This is a genomic window from Coprococcus sp. AM11-30B, from assembly GCF_027674365.1.
Classification (GTDB): domain Bacteria; phylum Bacillota; class Clostridia; order Lachnospirales; family Lachnospiraceae; genus Allocoprococcus; species Allocoprococcus comes.
The window spans coordinates 20545-38845 of the sequence record NZ_JAQDVB010000031.1 but is presented as its reverse complement, the minus strand read 5'-3'; the positions used below and the strand labels follow the sequence as shown (position 1 = coordinate 38845).

Below are 18301 nucleotides of genomic sequence, written 5' to 3'. Positions count from 1 at the left end.
CTCAAAACCAAATCGCAATAGCCTGTCTTTATATAAAACAACAACCTTTTCAACTTGATGTAGTATGATGCGGATGAAGTTTTCCATTTGCATCCCAATTTCGTAATGTCTGAGCAGTTACTCAAAGTATCAACTCCTTTCAATAATATTCTAGTCTAATATCTTATAAAACTCAATGTCTACTTATATGATTTTATAATTTATATTTAACTGTTAATGACCTCCTGATTCCATATATACCCAAGACCTCTGATATTCTTTATATAGACCGGTGCAGCCGGATTGTCTTCGATTTTCTCACGGAGTCTTCTGATATTGACAGCGATTGTATTTTCATCCACAAAATCCCCTTCCAACTCAAACACATTTTCCAATATTTGTGTTTTTGAAAGAATCTGTTTCGGATTCTGAAGAAAAAAAGTCAGCATTTTCAACTCCGTTTTTGTCAGACTGATTTCACGACTTTTTATCAGGACTTTCATTTCTCCTGCGATAAATACGATATCTCCCGAAATCATCTTTCCGGCTTCCGTTTTCTCCTGTCTGCGGCGGAAATGTGCTTCTATTTTCAAAAGAAGTACCGAAAGACTAAACGGCTTTGTAATATAATCATCTGCCCCTGCTTCATATCCCATGACCTGATCCATCTCCTGATCTAGTGCTGTAAGACAAATAATGTATGTATTATAATTGCATCTCATCCACCTTACAAATTCCAGTCCATTCCCATCCGGAAGATTCACATCACAAATGGTAACATCCACATTATTATCACTTGCAATTCTTTTCGCTTTTTTCACTGATTCTGCTGAAAAAACCTCATATCCGGATTTTTTCAGTGAAAATGTAATTCCACGATTTAAATTTTCATCATCTTCAACCACGAGTATACCTGGCATAGCATATGCACCTCTCTTTATTAACTATTCATCTTAAAATGCTTCAATGCCTCCACAATTGCACTCTCTTTATCTTCTGGACACTGCGGTTGCCTGCTATCTTCATTTTTAGGTAAATTATTTTTGTTTCAGTTGGGACAAAAGAACAACCGTCTCAACATGCACACTCATCGGAAACATATCAGTCGCCTTCACCTTCCTGATCTCATACCCATTCTCCCGCAGATACTTCACATCCCGAGCCAAAGTCGCTGAATCGCAGCTCACATATACGATCCTCTCCGGCTCCATCTGAACCATCGTATCCAGTACGCTTCTCTCACATCCTTTTCTCGGTGGATCGACTACGATCACATCCGCTCTCGCATGCTCTCCCGGATGCTCTTTTGCATAATCCGCATAATACTCCGGCAGCACTTCTTCTGCCTTTCCTACAAAAAACTCCGCGTTTGTAATCTCATTGATCTTAGCATTATGCTTTGCATCTTCAATTGCCTGCGGCACGATTTCCACGCCGTAAACTTTCTGTGCTTTCTGCGCAAGGAAAAGGGAAATCGTTCCGATACCACAATACACATCCCAAACCGTCTCTTTTCCAGTAAGCCCGGCGTATTCCAGTGCGGTTCCGTAAAGTACCTCTGTCTGTACCGGATTCACCTGATAGAAAGACAGCGGTGAAATCTGGTATTTGACATTACCGATATAATCGGTGATATACGTCTGTCCCCAGAGCGGACAAACCTTTGATCCCATGATCACATTCGTCTTTTCTTTATTGATATTATAAGTAATACTTGTCATTCCCGGAATCTTTGTCAGCTTTTTCAACAATTTTTCACTGCTGGGAAGCTTATCCCCGTTAATGATCAGACAAACCATGATCTCTTTTGTTGTAAATCCATACCGGACCAGGACATGGCGCACCAGCCCTTTGTGCCGTTCCTCATCATATGCAGAAATCTTCTCTTCCCGCATGTAGTCCAGAATCTGATCCAGGATCACTTTATTCTCCGGTACTCCAAGTACGCAGTCCCTGTTCGGAACCGGGATGATCTGATGGGTTCTTCCGGCATAGAATCCGGCAATCAGATTCCCTTCTTTATCCACTCCGATCGGGAACTGTGCTTTATTCCGGTAACGGAACGGTTCCTCCATTCCTGCGATCGGCTCCATGATCTGATCCAGCAATTCTTCTTCCACACTGCCAAGACGGATCAGGTTATTTCTTACTTTTGTATTTTTAAACTCCAGCTGTTTCCGGTAATCCATCTCCTGAATCTGGCATCCGCCACAGCGTCTTGCCTCCGGACAGCGTGCAGATACACGAAATGCGGATTCTTTTACAATCCGCATTAATCTCGCATATCCGTAGTTCTTTTTTGCTTTCATTACTTTTACTTCAACGGTATCTCCAATGACTGCATCCTTGATAAACAGAGTATATCCATCAACCTTTCCGATTCCTTCACCACCGATTCCGATATCTGTAACTTCTACCGTCACTACGTCATTTTTCTTCATTTTTATACTCATCTTTCTTTCAGAACTTCTCTTAGATACTGGTCTTTCTTAAGTTAGATTCAAACAGACGGTTATAACCTAACCAGTCCTTTGTATCTTTTGCCTTAAAAATCTCTGTCAGTGTCTGCATCTTTGCATCAGCATTATCTGCACAATTAAGTGCCATTGCTTCAGCAAGCGCCGGTTTCTTCGGCGAACCGTATTCGAGTTCTCCGTGATGCGCTACGATACAGTGCTTTAATTCGCTGGCAAGCTTCTTTGGGAAATCCGGGATCTCACGAATTGCATCATCCAGCATTTCCACACCGATCACAATATGACCGAGTAGCTGCCCATCATCGGTATAATCATTATCCGGGAACAGGGAAAGTTCCTGTGTCTTTCCGATATCATGACACATTGCCGCTGTATACAGAAGATCCTTATTCAGGATCGGATATGCCCCTGCCATATATTCACAGAATTTCACTACGCTTAATGTGTGCTCCAGAAGTCCTCCGGCAAATCCGTGATGTACACTCTTTGCTGCAGAATGTGCCTTGAAGCTCTTGATAAACTGTTCATCATTTACAAAATAATACCGGATCACCTGCTGCAGATACGGGTTCTTCACCTGCTTTCCATAACGCATCAGTTCTTCATACATCCCATCCACACTTTTCTCGCTGGTCGGCATATAATCCGCCGGATCGTATTCTCCCTCGTCTGCTACACGGAGCTGCTTGATGTTCATCTGAAGATTGCCGTTATAGCTGATGATCTCCCCGTAAACTTCAATAAAATCTTTTTCGCTGTAATCTGCAATTCCATTTGAATTCGGATCCCAGATCTTTCCATCTAAAGTTCCTGTCTTGTCCTGAAGGATCAGGTTGTCATATGGTTTTCCGTTCCTTGTCTCCGCACTTCTTTTCCCTTTGCAAAGATACGTATTTCTGATTGTCTCGCCTTCGTGTAATGTCTCAATATATCTCATGTCATTCCTCTTCCTGCTCTATATTTTAAATTTATGGTTGCTTTTTATCTGCAAATCTATTCTTTACTTCCAACTGTCACATCAAATGTTACATCGACATAACCATCTGCGCCACGCCTCTGCCCTTTGATCCTGATCTGTGTACCGGTTCCGGCTTCTGCGATCTGTTTATGAAGTCCTGCTATACCGGTGATATCTGTCTTGTTAATCTCTGTGATCACATCACCATTCTGGATCCCCGCCTGCATCGCAGGCGAATCAGCCTCTACTTCCCTGACATAAATGCCTTTCGGGATTCCCTGTTCGCCGGCAAGCTTCTCCGTCACTACAACTCCGTGAACGCCAATATACGGAACTCCCTGTCCATTTGCCAGAAGTTCGATCTCTTCCTTGATATCCGAAATCGCATAGGCACTTACAAAATTTCCGTCTCTCTGCAATTCTGACTGGTCACAGATTCCAATCACTTCACCCGCCGTGTTAAACAGAATTCCGCTCCCTTTTTCACTTCCTGCAATATCTGTATCAAGCAGCCGGTACTGCCCGTCCGCCACTGTCCGGTAATTTCTGGTGGAACTGATGATCCCATATCCGACACCACCTGCATATCCAAACTGCTCACCAAGAACGATCACGCCGTCCCCACGGTTCACTGCATTAGAATTACCAAGCATCGCCGTCTGGATCTGGTTCCTCGTACTATCCGACAGATCTGATCTCTTGACCGCAATGATCGCAAGTCCAAGATTCCGGTCCTGCTTTTTCAAAGTTGCGTTATATGTAGTATTGTCTGAAAATGTGGCTTTCAGTGCTTCTGCATCTTTTACAATTCTTGCCGGTGCCGCAATCAAAAGATCTGCTCCATTATCCCAGAAAATAACTCCCGATACAGCCTGCTCCCCTGCATTCTCCCAGCCTTCATCCCGGTGCACGGCATAGATCTCAACCACACTTTTTCCTGCTGACAATGCCACCTGGTATAATGCATGGTTCATCTCCTGATAATCTTCGACAGTCAGATCCGGATACTGAATCTCTTCCTCCTGTGATTCCTGATCCTTGGTATCCGTCTCATTCTCAACCGGAGTTTCCTCCTGATCCAACGGAATCGTTACCTTCTCTCCGCCCAGATGTGTCATCGCCCATGGGCGAAGGGCATAAAACGCAAGGCCTGCTGCAAGTCCAAAAATCAGTCCTCTTCCTGCAAGCCTGCACAGATTTCCCATGATTCCTTTTTTACTTCGCTGTTCATCTTTTACTGTTTCCTGCAAAAACGAATATTTTTCTTCCTCACTGTCGTGCGGTTCTTCGTTATGCTTATTCTCCCGATTATCAGACATTGTGCTTCTCCTTAGGCCTCCGGAGTGCTTTCAGCCACACCTGATTTTAGTATACATGATTCCCCGCAAATGTTCAACGAAATTTCACCTTTCCACTTTCATTTAGACGGTAAATAAGTTAGAATAGAACCAGACAAAATATGAGGTATAAATGTATTATGAATCAAAAATCTTTAACAAAATTGGAATTTCCAAAAATTATAGAGATGCTGACCGATCACGCTTCTTCCCCTGGCGGAGCTTCATTCTGCCGACGGATCAAGCCGATGACCGACCTTAACAAAATCGTCACTGCACAGGAACAGACTGCCGCAGCATTTACCCGCATTGTAAAGAAGGGAATTCCTTCTTTCAGCGGCTGCTATGCTGTCTCCGACTCTCTTAAGCGCCTGGAGATCGGAAGTGCCTTAAGCGCACCGGAACTCCTCCGGATCGGCAAGCTTCTTCAGACAACCGCCCGGATCAAATCCTACGGCCGTCATGAAAATGCAGACGATCAGGCAGATTGTCTGGATGTATATTTTGAACAGCTTGCGCCGCTTACACCACTTTCTACTGAAATTGACCGCTGCATTCTTGGTGAAGACGAGATCAGCGATGATGCCAGCAGCAAATTAAAGCAGATCCGCCGCAGTATTAACGGCATGAATGACAAAATCCATTCTACCATGACCGGACTTTTGAACGGTTCCATGCGCACCTATCTCCAGGATGCCATTATTACCATGCGTGGCGACCGTTACTGTCTCCCGGTAAAAGCCGAGTACCGCAGCCAGGTAAATGGTCTAATCCATGACCAGTCAGCAACCGGCTCCACACTTTTCATTGAGCCGATGGCCGTTGTCAAACTGAACAATGATCTGAAAGAATTATATGCCCAGGAGCAGGAAGAAATCCAGGTGATCCTTGCCCGCCTCAGTGTGGATGCAGCTGAATATATTGAAGAAATCCGTCTGAACTACAAAGCACTTGTAGAACTGGATTTTATTTTTGCAAAAGGTGCACTGGCACTGGATATGAACGCCAGCCGCCCAGTCTTTAACACCGAAGGCCGGATCCGGATCCGTGAGGGAAGACACCCTCTTCTGGACCGTAAAAAAGTTGTTCCGATCAGTCTGACACTTGGAGATACCTTTGATCTTCTCGTCATAACCGGTCCGAATACAGGTGGTAAGACCGTTTCCCTCAAGACTGTGGGGCTTTTTACCCTGATGGGCCAGGCAGGTCTGCACATTCCTGCACTTGACCGTTCAGAACTTGCTGTATTTAACCAGGTTTATGCTGATATTGGTGACGAACAGAGTATTGAACAGTCTTTAAGTACCTTCTCTTCTCACATGACAAATGTGGTTTCTTTCCTAAATCATGTGGATGAGAATTCATTAGTCCTTTTCGATGAACTTGGTGCGGGAACCGATCCGACTGAGGGTGCTGCACTCGCTATCGCCATTCTGTCACATCTGCATAACCGTAGAATCCGCACTATGGCAACGACACACTACAGCGAACTGAAGGTATTTGCTCTTTCTACTCCGGGAGTAGAAAATGCCTGCTGTGAATTTGACGTGGAGACATTGAGCCCGACTTACCATCTTCTGATCGGTATTCCTGGAAAAAGTAATGCTTTCGCGATTTCCGAAAAACTCGGCCTTCCGGATTATATCATCCAGGATGCCAAAACGCATCTGACCGAGGAGGATGAATCTTTTGAAGATCTCCTTACTGATCTGGAACAGAGCCGCAAGACCATCGAGAAAGAGCGGGATGAGATTGCTTCTTACCGCCGCGAGATGGAACGTCTCAAGTCCGAACTCAAGCACCAACAGGAAAAGCTGGATACACAGCGCGACCGGATCATTCGTGAGGCAAATGCCAGAGCGACCGACATTGTTCAGGAAGCCAAAGATTTTGCAGATGAGACGATGAAGAACTTCCGCAAATTCGGCAAAGCCAGTATTTCTGCTTCCGAGATGGAAAAAGAAAGAGAACGGATCCGTAAGCAGCTTTCCAAAACTGAAAATAAAAACCGTCTGGAAAAGAAAAAACCTTCCAAAGCTTACAAGGCAAGCGATTTCCATCTGGGCGATTCTGTAAAAGTACTGAGCATGAATCTGACCGGAACGGTAAATTCACTACCGGATGCCAAAGGCAACCTGTTTGTCCAGATGGGTATTCTCCGGTCGCAGGTCAATATTTCCGATCTTGAACTGATCGAAGAACCGCTTACGGTTACTGCAAAGCAGATGCGCAGAACCAGCAGTGGCAAGATGAAGATGGGCAAATCCATGCATGTCAGTCCGGAGATCAATCTTCTCGGCAAGACAGTCGATGAAGCAGTTGCCGAACTTGACAAATATCTGGATGATGCCTATATCGCACACTTAAGTCCGGTACGAATTGTACACGGGAAAGGAACCGGCGCACTCAGGAACGGGATCCATCAGTATCTGCGCCGCCAGAAACATATCAAATCCTTCCGGCTGGGAGCTTTCGGGGAGGGCGATGCCGGTGTAACTATCGTAGAATTCAAATAATCATTGGGGGAACTATCATGGTGACTAAACAGAAAATCTTAATTGTAGATGACGACGAGAATATTGCAGAACTGATTTCTCTCTACCTTACAAAGGAATGCTTCGATACGATGATCGTACACGACGGGGAAGAAGCTCTTACCGCATTTGAATCCTATCAGCCAAACCTGATGCTGCTCGACCTGATGCTCCCGGGCATCGACGGCTATCAGGTCTGTCGTGAGATCCGCAGTAAGCACAACACCCCCATCATTATGCTTTCCGCAAAAGGTGAAGTATTTGACAAGGTGCTCGGCCTGGAGCTTGGTGCTGATGATTACATCTTAAAACCATTCGATTCCAAGGAGCTTGTCGCAAGAGTAAAAGCGGTACTCAGACGCTATCAGCCTGCCAAACCAGAAGCTCCTGCCGCCAGCCGCGGAAAGGTTGTTGACTATCCGGGAATCGAGATCAATCTTACCAATTACGCAGTAACCGTTGATGGTAAGAATGTAGATATGCCGCCAAAAGAACTGGAGCTTTTGTATTTCCTCGCCTCCTCACCAAACCAGGTATTCACACGCGAGCAGCTCCTTGACCAGATCTGGGGCTATGAGTATGTCGGCGACACCCGTACCGTTGATGTTCATATTAAGCGTCTGCGCGAGAAGATCAAGGATCATCCTTCCTGGGGACTTAGTACCGTCTGGGGAATCGGTTACAAATTTGAGGTGAAGTAATGAAAAGTACTCTTTACCTTAAATTTATCCTCTTATATATTATTCTCGGATTTTTAAGTATTTTTACAGTGGCATCCCTGTCATCCACACTGACAACCCATTATCTGGAAAGCAGCATTTCCGGCAATATGTATCAGTCGGCGAATCTGCTTGCATCCAATTATCTGCCGGACTATTTTTCCGAAACCATTACTCTGGCAGATGTTTATACACAGCTCAATGGTATGAGCGATTATCTGAATTCAGATATCTGGTTTGTTGATAATGAGGGATCTTTGCTTGCATCTGCCAAATCCGGCGATGTATCGTATGCCCCTTCCCGGATTGAAAATTTTGATCCTGCCGAATCCGGTGGCTCCACTTATCTGACCGGTGATTATCACGGGTACTTCAACTCAGAAATGATCACCGTGATTGCTCCGGTCACAGAGAATTTTTCAACCCACGGATATCTACTTGTACATAAGCCTTACTCGCAGATCACAGACGCACATTCTGTTCTGATGCGTAACACGTATATCGTGATTCTGATCATTTATGTGCTCTCATTCATTATTTTGCTGGGTGTACATTTTCTGATCTACCGCCCGCTCGTCAAGATTACGAATGCAGCAAAGCAGTATGCTTCCGGCAATCTGGATGTTGTCATCCCGGTTAATACGCAGGATGAGATAGGATATCTTTCCGCATCTCTCAACTACATGTCTTCCCAACTGAAAGATATGGAGGATTACCAGAAGAAATTTGTGGCAAATGTATCCCATGATTTCCGTTCTCCTCTGACTTCCATCAAGGGCTATGTTGAAGCCATGGCGGATGGCACGATTCCACCTGAAATGCAGGGAAAATACTTAAATATCATCTTATTTGAAACAGAACGTCTTACTGACCTTACACGCGATCTGCTGACATTGAATGAATTTGATACGAAGGATCTTCTTCTTAATAAAACAGATTTTGATATTCACGAAGTGATCCGTAACACAGCAGCTTCTTTCGAAGGTACCTGCACTGCCAAAAAAATTTCTATCGAACTTCTTCTGGCAACTCGTACCCTGTATGTACATGCTGACCGGCACAAAATCCAACAGGTTCTATACAATCTGCTGGACAACGCGATCAAATTCAGCAATCCAGAGTCTACGATCACGATTGAAACCACACCGCGCGGTGACAAAGTATATACTTCCGTCAAAGATTATGGAATTGGCATTCCGAAATCAAGTATCAACAAAATATGGGAACGTTTTTACAAAAGTGATCTCTCCCGCGGAAAAGACAAAAAAGGAACCGGACTTGGACTTTCGATCGTAAAAGAAATTATTCAGGCACACAATGAAAATATCAATGTGATCAGTACCGAGGGAGTTGGAACAGAATTTATCTTCTCCCTTCCACTGACGAAAAAATAGCAAAAAGAAACGGTTGTAGACGGCATAAATAATATGTCACTCACAACCGTTTTTATATAAAAATGTCTGAAACCCATTTCCCACAGATTTCAGACATTTCTTCTTACTAATAAAGCATCTTCTTAATCGAATCTTTATTCATATTATCTTTTGTAACCCAGGTATATCCGGTACTTACCATTGCTTCATTTCCCTGACCAAGCACTGCTCTTGCGCAGGCAACAACCGTTGCATAGCCGATTCCGTATGGGTTCTGAACGATCAGTCCATCAATCTTCCCATCTTCCAGAAGCTTCATCTGATCCTCCCCGCCGTCAAAGCTCACTACCTTGATTCGGTCTTCCCCCGTTATTTTGTCCATAGAGTCCAGAACATTCACCACAAGGTCTGCTACTGTTTCATTGGTTGCAAAAATTCCTTTTACATCCGGATACTTTTCAAGAAGATACTTGATTGCATCCTGCTGTGCCGTCTGGGTATCCCGGCCATCTGCGTTCTCTTCCTCGGCTTTTTGCACATTATCTGCAGTCTCCTGGGAATTCTTTTCAGATGAATCTGCATTGATCTCTTTCGAGATCGCATCCAGATCATCCAGATGCCAGATCTCTGCAACCGTTACATTCGGATCATTCTTTTCCACTTCCTGTACAAATCCCTGCTCTCTTTCTTCAGAAGAAGTAGACTTGGAGTCATGTGCGATTACAAGGATCTGACCACTCTCACCGATACTGTTGCACAGCTTACTTGCTGCTGTTGCAGCGGCAGTTGTATTATCTGTATCAATCATGGATACAATATTCTGATAATCGGTCCCGGAATCAAATGCTACGATCGGGATCCCATTCTCTGCAGCAAGATCAAACTGAACCTCACATGCCCCTGAATCAACTGCTGCGATCCCGACCGCAACCGGATACCGTGCAAGCTCCTCATCCAGAATATTTACCTGATCATCTACATCATTCTCTGTCTCCGGCGCAGAATAAACAAGCTTTACTTTATCATTCCCTTTATATCCCAGGTTTGTATTAATATCCGCTACCGCCTGCTTTGCACCTTCCTGAACAGCTTTCCAGTATGCGGAAGAACTTCCTCTTCCTATAATAGAAATCGAGCTTCCTTTCTCCAGATTCAGTCCCTGCACATTGCCATATGCAGATGGCTGTAAAACATCCAGGTTACTCTGATGCTCATTCTCTTCCCTTGTCTCATGGCTGAATGTCTGCTCTTTTCCTGTACCTGCATCATTCTTGCTTCCAGTTCCACATCCACCAGTCAAAAGTGCCACACAAAGTACAGCCGAAAGTATACTCCACCGTTTTTTCATAAATCCACTCCACTTTCTCTATCTTAAAATCAGTTTCATTATTGGTTATAAAATGGTACAGTACCCACTATACACCAAATCGCCCGGGAAAGGTAGAAAAATTTCTTAAGATTTCATAAATTCTTTTTGTTTTCATTTGTAAGTTTTATATTACTAACCTTTTGGTTTTATATTTCTAACCAAAGAAATGCCCATTTCGCGCTATTAGTTTGACATTTCTAACTCAATTGTATCTATTTTTAAGCATAAATTCCTCTTGTATATTTTCAAGTTCTGTATTAGAATAAAGTTATGCGAAAGGCATATTGATTTTAACTTTTTCATAATAATAAGGAGGATACATATCATGGCACACGTAATTTCAGACGAATGTGTAAGCTGCGGAGCTTGCGAAAGCGAATGTCCAGTAGGAGCAATCTCTATGGGTGCAGATCATATGCAGATCGATGCTTCTGCATGTGTTGACTGTGGCGCTTGCGAATCAGCATGTCCTACAGGAGCAATCAGCGCTGAGTAATCAGAACACGTAGATTGAATAAGACAGTAAGAAAGAGACGGTTTTCATCTGAAGATCGTCTCTTTTTATGTACACGTCTGAACCAAATACAGATCCAGTAAGCATCATCCTATCTGACATTCTTCCCTCTGCAACATTTGTCGAACGATTTTTCTTTCCATCTCTTCTTCTTATGCTACAATAGACTTGTACTCAATCTATATCACATACTTATTTTAATAAGGGGGTTATCGTATGGGCGACGTTCATTACATGATCTCAGAAGCTGCCAAACACGTTGGCGTAGAATCACATGTTCTTCGCTACTGGGAGGAAGAGCTTGATCTTCCGATCGGACGCACTGAGATGGGACATCGGCACTATACGGAAGAAGATATACAGCTTTTTAGCTGTATCAAAGAACTCAAAGAACAGGGACTACTCCTGAAGGAGATCAAACAGCTCCTTCCGGACATGCTTCGCACAAAAGCACTTCTGAAGGCCAGAAAATCGGATGCACCAAAGGCTGCCGCTTCGATAAACGAAGTTGCTGACCCCCAGGATCCGGCTCTTTCTGTTTATACAGCAGACAACCTTTCTCTTTCTGTTTATCAGCCTCTGCTCGAAGAGTCTCTCCGAAAAATTCTTTTGGAAAACAACCAGATCCTGGAGGGGTCTCTCGGCAAATCCGTATCTGAAAAAGTAACAAAGGAAATGGATTTTCTTTTACAGGCAAAAGAACGCCTGGAAGAAGACCGTTACCGGAAGCTTGATCATTTACTTCGTCAGCAGCAGGCGCTCCGGAAAGAAGCTTCAAAATCTGGCGCCGGACATTACCTGCGGAAATTATTTGGCGAAACCACATAAAAGTCAAAAGACAGCGAACAGTTTTGATTCTGTTCCCTGTCTTTTTCATTTCATAATTTCTCATTCCCCATCCACAACTTTTCGTTCTGAATTGGCAAATTTCGTGTACTGCGGAAGCCATGTAAGCGTTACGGTTCCAATCGGACCGTTTCTCTGTTTGGCAATAATGATCTCTGCCTCATTGACATGCTCCGTATCCTTATTATAATAATCATCTCGATAAATGAACATAACCACGTCGGCATCCTGCTCGATTGCTCCGGACTCACGCAGATCAGAAAGCATCGGTCTGTGATCTGGTCTCTGCTCAACCGCACGGCTCAGCTGTGACAGTGCAATGACCGGCACACTTAATTCTCGGGCAAGCGCTTTTAAGGAACGGGAAATATCGGAAATTTCCTGTTGACGGGACTCATTACGTCCACCAACACTTCCGCTCATCAACTGCAGGTAGTCGATGATGATCAGCTCAAGATTATGTTCCATTTTATATTTTCTGCATTTGGAACGCATTTCCGAAATCGAAATACCCGGTGTATCATCAATGATCAGGTTCGATCTTCCAATTGTTCCGGCACCTTCGATCAGCTTTTCCCAGTCAGAATCCTTCAGATTACCGGTTCTTAAAAGCTGTGCATCTACATAGGATTCCAGCGAGAACAGACGGTTTACCAGCTGTTCCTTTGACATTTCCAGACTGAATATGGCAACTGTACGGTTCTGTTTAAACGCCACATGCTGTGCAATGTTCAGTACAAACGCCGTCTTACCCATAGAAGGACGGGCTGCGACCAGGATCAGATCGGAGGGCTGCAGACCGGATGTCTTGTAATCCAGGTCAATAAATCCAGTCGGAATTCCTGTAACAGTTCCCTTACTCTTAGATGCTTTCTCAATTTTCTCAAGGGCATTTAACACTACCTGCTTGATTGGCACGTATTCACCGTTTCCTCCGCGGTTCTGCACCAGCTCAAAAACCTGCTTCTCTGTCCTTTCAAGGATCGCCTCCAGCGGCTCCTGCCCCTGATAACATTCATCCGCAATCGCTTCATTCATCTTGATCAGACGCCTCAACGTTGCTTTTTCAGAGACGATCTCAGCATAATACTTTACATTTGCCGAGGTTGGAACTGCTGTTACCAGATCCCGGACAAATTCAAGACTACTGATCTCTTCCGGAACAGCTTTTTCACGCAGACGGTTCTGCAGTGTAATCAGGTCAACGGGTTTTCCCTCATTAAAAAGTTCTACCACTGAATCGAAAATTACACCATATGCCTTTTGATAAAAGTCGTCTCCACAAATGATCTCGGCAGCTACTGTAATCGCATCCCGGTCCATCAGTATCGCTCCAACAACAGACTGCTCTGCCTCTATGCTGTGTGGCGGTACTCTCTTAATGAGTGCTTCATCCATGTCTCAGATCCTCCTAAGCTTCCCCAACATGCACTTTTAATTCAGCAGTCACTTTCTGGTGAAGTTTGACCGGTACAAGATGCATTCCAGGTGTACGGATCGCTTCTTTGATCTGGATCTTTTTCTTATCAAGATCATATCCAAGCTGTTCTTTTACTGCAATTGCAATTTCCTTTGAAGACACAGAACCGAATGTTCTTCCGCCTTCCCCGGTCTTGATCTTGAGTTCTACTTTTGCTGCCTCTAATTTCTTTGCAAGCTCCTGCGCTGCTTCCAGATGCTCCTGTGCAACCTTTTCTTCATTCTGTTTCTGAAGCTTTAAGTCATTTAAATTCTTTCCATTTGCTTCCAGTCCAAGGTTTTTTTTGAAAATGAAGTTTCTTGCATATCCGTCACTTACATTTACAACCTCGCCTTTTTTCCCAAGGGATTTTACATCTTCCAATAAAATAACTTTCATCTTAAATATCTCCTTCTTCTATCATAATATCGATTGTCTTTTTCAGAGTTTCAATCGCTCTTTCCATATCGGAATATGGGAACTGGGCACCGGCAGTGTTGATATGACCGCCTCCGCCGAGCCGCTCCATAATGATCTGTACATTGATCTCATCAATGGAACGTGCACTGATGTAAATCTTACCATTATATTCAGTCAGTACAAAAGAAGCCTTGATCTCCTCAATATTGAGAAGCTCATTTGACGCCTGTGCTCCGATAATAGTGGGACTTTCAATTCCCAGATGTTCGCCTCGCGCGATCGCAAATACATCCCGATATACCTCAGCACTGCTGATTACTGCAGCTTTTGCCCGGTAAGATGCCATATCATCACGGAGGAGTTTTCTTACATAAGTAACATCTGCACCACATCTTCTCAGGTACGCAGCTGCCTCAAAGGTCCGGACTCCTGTTCTGGACATAAAATTGTTGGTATCAACCAGAATACCTGCATACATACTGTTCGCTTCCATGGAATTCAAACGCAGATCATCGCCGATATACTGAAGAACCTCTGCTACCATCTCACACGCTGAGGAAGCATATGGCTCGATATACGACAGAACCGCATTCTCAATCACTTCATCACTCTGTCTGTGGTGGTCCAGAACTGCAATCGTCTTCGTCAGACGAAGCAGGCGTTCACATTCTGTCATCTTTGGCTTATTGGTGTCAACAACAACTACCATTGTATTGTCATCTGCCAGTTCCTCCGCCTCATGGGAAGTCACAAACAGATCATCCGGATACTTCGGATCATCAGTAAATGCTTCATAAAGCGGTCTGAGTGTCACAGAAATATCATTCAGGACAATATTGACTTTCTTTTCCATCGCACTTGCTGCCCGGTAAATACCGATTGCCGCACCAAATGAATCCACATCTGCCATCTTATGTCCCATTACGATCACACGCTCTTTTCCGGTGATAAACTCCCGGAGTGCTTCTGCTTTTACTCTTGCTTTTACTCGGGTATTCTTAGAAGTCTGCTCACGCTTTCCGCCATAATAGCTGATTCCCTTGTTATTCTTCACAACTACCTGATCTCCGCCTCTTGCAAGTGCAAGATCGATCGCTATACGGGCATAATTATATCCTGCAGCATAGGTATCTGTACTGAGTCCAAGCCCAATACTTAGTGTAACCGGAATCTGATTGCCGATACTGACTCCTTTTACCTCATCAAGTAAAGAAAAACGGTCTTTTTCCATTCGATTGAAGCTTTCTTTTTTAATTACAACAAAATATTTGTCTTTCTCAAGCTTCTTCACAATACCGGAAAAATCCGCAATATACTGGTTGATCTTACGGTCGATCAATGCCACCAGAAGAGACTGCCTTACTTCCTCGACACTTTCCATGACCTCTTCATAGTTATCAATATAAACCAGTCCGGCCACCAGCCGCTGCTCTTCATTCGCCCGGATATACCGGTTCAGCTCTGTCACATCCTGAAGATGTATCGCAATAAAATATTCCTTTTCCTCCGGTATCTCCAGAAGCTGCTCTGTCTCACTGAAACCTTCGACCGATACGCACTGGATCTCAGCCTGATAATCTCTGTCAAGATAATTGAATTCCAGGCTTACCGATTCATTGTCTTCCTTTGGAAATACGCCCCGGTTTAGCTCCGGAATATATTTACTCAGATAGGTATCCTTCCGGATAGTCGTCCCAAGGACTTCCCGGAACTGTGTGTTCGTCCAGATGATTTTTCCATCATCCAGTAAAATCGCATACGGAATCGAAAGTTCCTTCAGAAGTGTATTCTGGACAATTCCGTACTGCGCTGCAAACTCTACCATGTCTGCCAGAATCAGAGACTTGTTGTAAAAATACATAATGCCAATGACGACTGCATAAACCAGCACAAACGCACTCATAAGCAGCCCGGCCTTTCGATCCATCCTGAAGATCCAGATATTCATCAGGATAAGGAAAAGAATCATAATTCCCGGCCATTGCATATACAATTTCAGTTGTCCCTTTAACTTTATATCCTTTTTCATCTTTCAGCCCTCTTAAAACCTATAGATATTTGTATTATATCACCTTTCCGGATATTAGGGAACTAAAAAATGTGCCAGGGAAGTGTTCGCCCTGACACATTTTTCTTTCTTTTATTAAGCTTCGTATCCATTCGGATTCATTGTCTGCCATCTCCATGAATCCTCACACATCTTGTCGATTCCGCGTTCTGCAACCCATCCGAGCTCGTTCTTTGCTTTTTCTGCATTACAGTAGCATGTTGCGATATCTCCGGCTCTTCTTGGCTTAATCTGGTAAGGGATCTCTTTTCCACATGCTTTTTCAAATGCATGCAATACATCCAGTACTGAATATCCTACTCCGGTTCCAAGATTGTAAATGCTTACGCCTGATTTTTCCTGGATCTTCTTCAGCGCCTTTACGTGTCCAATTGCAAGGTCAACTACATGGATGTAGTCTCTCACACCTGTTCCGTCCGGTGTATCATAATCATCACCAAATACACCCAGGCATTCCAGTTTACCGATCGCAACCTGTGCAATATATGGAAGCAGGTTGTTCGGGATACCCTTCGGATCTTCTCCCATCAGTCCGCTCTCATGTGCGCCGATCGGATTGAAGTAACGAAGAAGGACAACATTCCACTCCGGATCTGCCTTATGCAGGTCTGTCAGGATCTGCTCAAGCATCCATTTTGTCCATCCATAAGGATTCGTACAGGTTCCCTTCGGGCATTCTTCTGTAATCGGGATAAATGCCGGATCACCATATACCGTTGCTGAAGAACTGAAGATGATGTTCTTCACATTGTGGTTACGCATAACATCACAAAGTGTAAGTGTACCTGCAATATTGTTCTGATAATATTCAAGTGGCTTTGCAACAGATTCTCCGACTGCTTTAAGTCCTGCGAAATGAATGACACATTCTACACTTTCTTTGTCAAAAATCTGATCCAGTGCTTCTTTATCTCTGATATCTGCTTTATAAAATGTAACGTTCTTGCCGGTGATCTTCTCTACACGTCTGATTGCTTCTTCAGAAGCATTGCAAAGATTATCTACTACAATAACTTCATATCCTGCATTCAGCATCTCTACACATGTGTGACTGCCGATAAATCCGGCTCCGCCTGTTACTAAAATTGCCATGATTTTTTCCTCCTGAAATTAGAATCATTTACTTTTCTTTACACACTATAGCACACATCTTGCCTATATGGAAGTGTTTTTACTAAATTATTTATATTTTTTAGTAAATCAAATGAACTATTTACTAAATTTCAACACATTCCTACTCTTCCCAGAGATTTTCCGGATAAAGACCTTCTTTTTTCAGATTGCGGATCGCTTCTACGACAACCGGTTTGTCTTCTTTATAAGTTACGCCGTACCATTTATCTGCCGACGGAAGAACCGCTGCTGTTGCGCGGTCTGCCTCCAGAAGATTGCTTACGACTGCCGGCAGGAAATATTCACACTTCATCGGATTTTCAGTAAGTCCTTTCTTCAGGAACTGTGGAAATTCTGCTTTCAGCTCGTCCAGTATGCTTCTCGTAAATCCCCACATATTCATGGAAACCAGTGTATCCTCTGGTAAATTTTCCCAGGTTTCGCCATCATTTTCGGTAAACGCAATCTTACCGTCACGCTTCTCAATGCGGGTTCTTTCGGTAATATTTACCAGTTCCCCTTCTTCATTGGTCGTACAGATTCCTCTTGCCACATGACCATTGTCTGTTACTGTATTCTTCAGAAGATATCCGACCATCGCATAACGATACTTATCATCATCCTCATGCTCAGACAGATAATTATAAATTGCTTCAAACGCATGTCTTCCATAATAATCATCTGCATTGATAACAGCAAATGGCCCGTCGATCTCATCAATGCAGCTGAGGACTGCATGTCCGGTTCCCCACGGTTTCACTCTGCCTTCCGGAACTTCAAAACCTTCCGGAATGTTGTTAATATCCTGAAATACATAAGAAACCTCCATATATTTTGCCATACGGTTTCCTACTGCTTCTCTGAAACTGTCTTCATTTTCTTTCTTTATAATAAAAATAACCTTCTCAAATCCGGCTCTTTTTGCATCAAACAGGGAAAAATCCATAATGATGTGTCCCTCTTTATCAACTGGATCGATCTGTTTAAGTCCACCATAACGGCTTCCCATTCCTGCTGCCATAATTACTAAAACTGGTTTTTTCATAATTGATTCTCCAATTCTTTTTTAGATTTCAAAACTTTCTCTTTCTTATTCTAACCCCAAATGGCTCCTTTTTCAATCGTCTGCCAGACA

General features: G+C 43.7%; 15 protein-coding genes and 1 pseudogene. 5 read left to right on the top strand and 11 right to left on the bottom strand.

The window, feature by feature from the left end:
- Positions 1–52: 52 nt before the first annotated feature.
- From PGU50_RS18270 to PGU50_RS16420, 5 genes and pseudogenes are all read right to left on the bottom strand, one after another.
- Positions 53–121: pseudogene (locus PGU50_RS18270) on the bottom strand (IS607 family transposase); the annotation flags it as partial.
- 85 nt (positions 122–206) lie between these two features.
- Positions 207–899, bottom strand: a complete 693-nt coding sequence (locus PGU50_RS16435; protein WP_270247488.1) for a response regulator transcription factor — start codon at positions 897–899, stop codon at positions 207–209.
- A 117-nt stretch (positions 900–1016) separates the two neighbouring features.
- On the bottom strand, positions 1017–2420 hold the full coding sequence (rlmD, locus tag PGU50_RS16430) for a 23S rRNA (uracil(1939)-C(5))-methyltransferase RlmD (RefSeq protein ID WP_330672590.1): 1404 nt from the start codon (positions 2418–2420) through the stop codon (positions 1017–1019).
- Positions 2421–2451: 31 nt separating this feature from the next.
- A complete protein-coding gene (locus PGU50_RS16425; RefSeq protein WP_008368874.1) occupies positions 2452–3393 on the bottom strand; it encodes a 3'-5' exoribonuclease YhaM family protein in 942 nt (313 codons plus the stop codon).
- Positions 3394–3449: 56 nt separating this feature from the next.
- On the bottom strand, positions 3450–4733 hold the full coding sequence (locus PGU50_RS16420; RefSeq protein WP_270247486.1) for a S1C family serine protease: 1284 nt from the start codon (positions 4731–4733) through the stop codon (positions 3450–3452).
- A gap of 158 nt (positions 4734–4891) precedes the next feature.
- Here PGU50_RS16420 and PGU50_RS16415 point away from each other — a divergent pair, with 158 nt between their 5' ends.
- The 3 genes from PGU50_RS16415 to PGU50_RS16405 are packed head-to-tail and all read left to right on the top strand — an operon-like array spanning position 4892 to position 9398.
- Complete coding sequence (locus PGU50_RS16415; protein ID WP_270247484.1) at positions 4892–7267, top strand: endonuclease MutS2; 2376 nt, start codon at positions 4892–4894, stop codon at positions 7265–7267.
- Positions 7268–7284: 17 nt separating this feature from the next.
- Positions 7285–7986: a response regulator transcription factor gene (locus tag PGU50_RS16410; protein WP_270247482.1), complete on the top strand. Its 702-nt coding sequence runs from the start codon at positions 7285–7287 to the stop codon at positions 7984–7986.
- A complete protein-coding gene (locus PGU50_RS16405) occupies positions 7986–9398 on the top strand; it encodes a sensor histidine kinase (protein WP_270205665.1) in 1413 nt (470 codons plus the stop codon). Before PGU50_RS16410 ends, PGU50_RS16405 begins: the two co-directional genes overlap by 1 nt.
- Positions 9399–9504: 106 nt before the next feature.
- Here the strand turns inward: PGU50_RS16405 and PGU50_RS16400 are convergent, their stop codons facing one another.
- Positions 9505–10725: a substrate-binding domain-containing protein gene (locus PGU50_RS16400; RefSeq protein ID WP_270247480.1), complete on the bottom strand. Its 1221-nt coding sequence runs from the start codon at positions 10723–10725 to the stop codon at positions 9505–9507.
- Between the two features lie 346 nt (positions 10726–11071).
- On the opposite strand from PGU50_RS16400, the gene PGU50_RS16395 reads away from it, so the two are divergent.
- Together PGU50_RS16395 and PGU50_RS16390 are read left to right on the top strand one after the other, a co-directional pair.
- Entirely contained in the window at positions 11072–11242 is a 171-nt protein-coding gene (locus PGU50_RS16395) for a DUF362 domain-containing protein (protein WP_008368888.1), read from the top strand.
- A 234-nt stretch (positions 11243–11476) separates the two neighbouring features.
- The gene (locus tag PGU50_RS16390) at positions 11477–12088 is read left to right on the top strand and encodes a helix-turn-helix domain-containing protein (RefSeq protein ID WP_117557964.1); all 612 of its coding nucleotides are present in this window, start codon (positions 11477–11479) and stop codon (positions 12086–12088) included.
- 60 nt (positions 12089–12148) lie between these two features.
- On the opposite strand, the gene dnaB is transcribed toward PGU50_RS16390, so the two are convergent.
- From dnaB to PGU50_RS16365, 5 genes are all read right to left on the bottom strand, one after another.
- Complete coding sequence (dnaB, locus tag PGU50_RS16385; RefSeq protein WP_022221098.1) at positions 12149–13504, bottom strand: replicative DNA helicase; 1356 nt, start codon at positions 13502–13504, stop codon at positions 12149–12151.
- Between the two features lie 13 nt (positions 13505–13517).
- Entirely contained in the window at positions 13518–13964 is a 447-nt protein-coding gene (gene rplI, locus PGU50_RS16380; protein ID WP_008368899.1) for a 50S ribosomal protein L9, read from the bottom strand.
- 1 nt (position 13965) lies between these two features.
- Positions 13966–16014 carry a DHH family phosphoesterase gene (locus tag PGU50_RS16375; protein ID WP_118219462.1) on the bottom strand — a complete coding sequence of 683 codons (2049 nt, stop codon included), beginning with the start codon at positions 16012–16014 and terminating at the stop codon, positions 13966–13968.
- Positions 16015–16128: 114 nt separating this feature from the next.
- Positions 16129–17145 (bottom strand): UDP-glucose 4-epimerase GalE, encoded by a 1017-nt coding sequence (gene galE / locus PGU50_RS16370; RefSeq protein ID WP_022221100.1) that lies wholly within the window; start codon positions 17143–17145, stop codon positions 16129–16131.
- Positions 17146–17287: 142 nt separating this feature from the next.
- Positions 17288–18211 carry a sugar phosphate nucleotidyltransferase gene (locus tag PGU50_RS16365; protein WP_008368907.1) on the bottom strand — a complete coding sequence of 308 codons (924 nt, stop codon included), beginning with the start codon at positions 18209–18211 and terminating at the stop codon, positions 17288–17290.
- Between the last annotated feature and the right edge of the window lie 90 nt (positions 18212–18301).

Excerpts from the sequence above, each read along its gene's own strand:
- PGU50_RS16390 (WP_117557964.1), top strand. The coding sequence starts at position 11,477 with ATGGGCGACGTTCATTACATGATCTCAGAAGCTGCCAAACACGTTGGC.
- PGU50_RS16375 (WP_118219462.1), bottom strand. The coding sequence starts at position 16,014 with ATGAAAAAGGATATAAAGTTAAAGGGACAACTGAAATTGTATATGCAA.
- PGU50_RS16415 (WP_270247484.1), top strand. The coding sequence starts at position 4,892 with ATGAATCAAAAATCTTTAACAAAATTGGAATTTCCAAAAATTATAGAG.
- rlmD (WP_330672590.1), bottom strand. The coding sequence starts at position 2,420 with ATGAAGAAAAATGACGTAGTGACGGTAGAAGTTACAGATATCGGAATC.
- dnaB (WP_022221098.1), bottom strand. The coding sequence starts at position 13,504 with ATGGATGAAGCACTCATTAAGAGAGTACCGCCACACAGCATAGAGGCA.
- galE (WP_022221100.1), bottom strand. The coding sequence starts at position 17,145 with ATGGCAATTTTAGTAACAGGCGGAGCCGGATTTATCGGCAGTCACACA.
- PGU50_RS16365 (WP_008368907.1), bottom strand. The coding sequence starts at position 18,211 with ATGAAAAAACCAGTTTTAGTAATTATGGCAGCAGGAATGGGAAGCCGT.
- rplI (WP_008368899.1), bottom strand. The coding sequence starts at position 13,964 with ATGAAAGTTATTTTATTGGAAGATGTAAAATCCCTTGGGAAAAAAGGC.
- PGU50_RS16425 (WP_008368874.1), bottom strand. The coding sequence starts at position 3,393 with ATGAGATATATTGAGACATTACACGAAGGCGAGACAATCAGAAATACG.
- PGU50_RS16395 (WP_008368888.1), top strand. The coding sequence starts at position 11,072 with ATGGCACACGTAATTTCAGACGAATGTGTAAGCTGCGGAGCTTGCGAA.
- PGU50_RS16405 (WP_270205665.1), top strand. The coding sequence starts at position 7,986 with ATGAAAAGTACTCTTTACCTTAAATTTATCCTCTTATATATTATTCTC.
- PGU50_RS16400 (WP_270247480.1), bottom strand. The coding sequence starts at position 10,725 with ATGAAAAAACGGTGGAGTATACTTTCGGCTGTACTTTGTGTGGCACTT.
- PGU50_RS16410 (WP_270247482.1), top strand. The coding sequence starts at position 7,285 with ATGGTGACTAAACAGAAAATCTTAATTGTAGATGACGACGAGAATATT.
- PGU50_RS16420 (WP_270247486.1), bottom strand. The coding sequence starts at position 4,733 with ATGTCTGATAATCGGGAGAATAAGCATAACGAAGAACCGCACGACAGT.
- PGU50_RS16435 (WP_270247488.1), bottom strand. The coding sequence starts at position 899 with ATGCCAGGTATACTCGTGGTTGAAGATGATGAAAATTTAAATCGTGGA.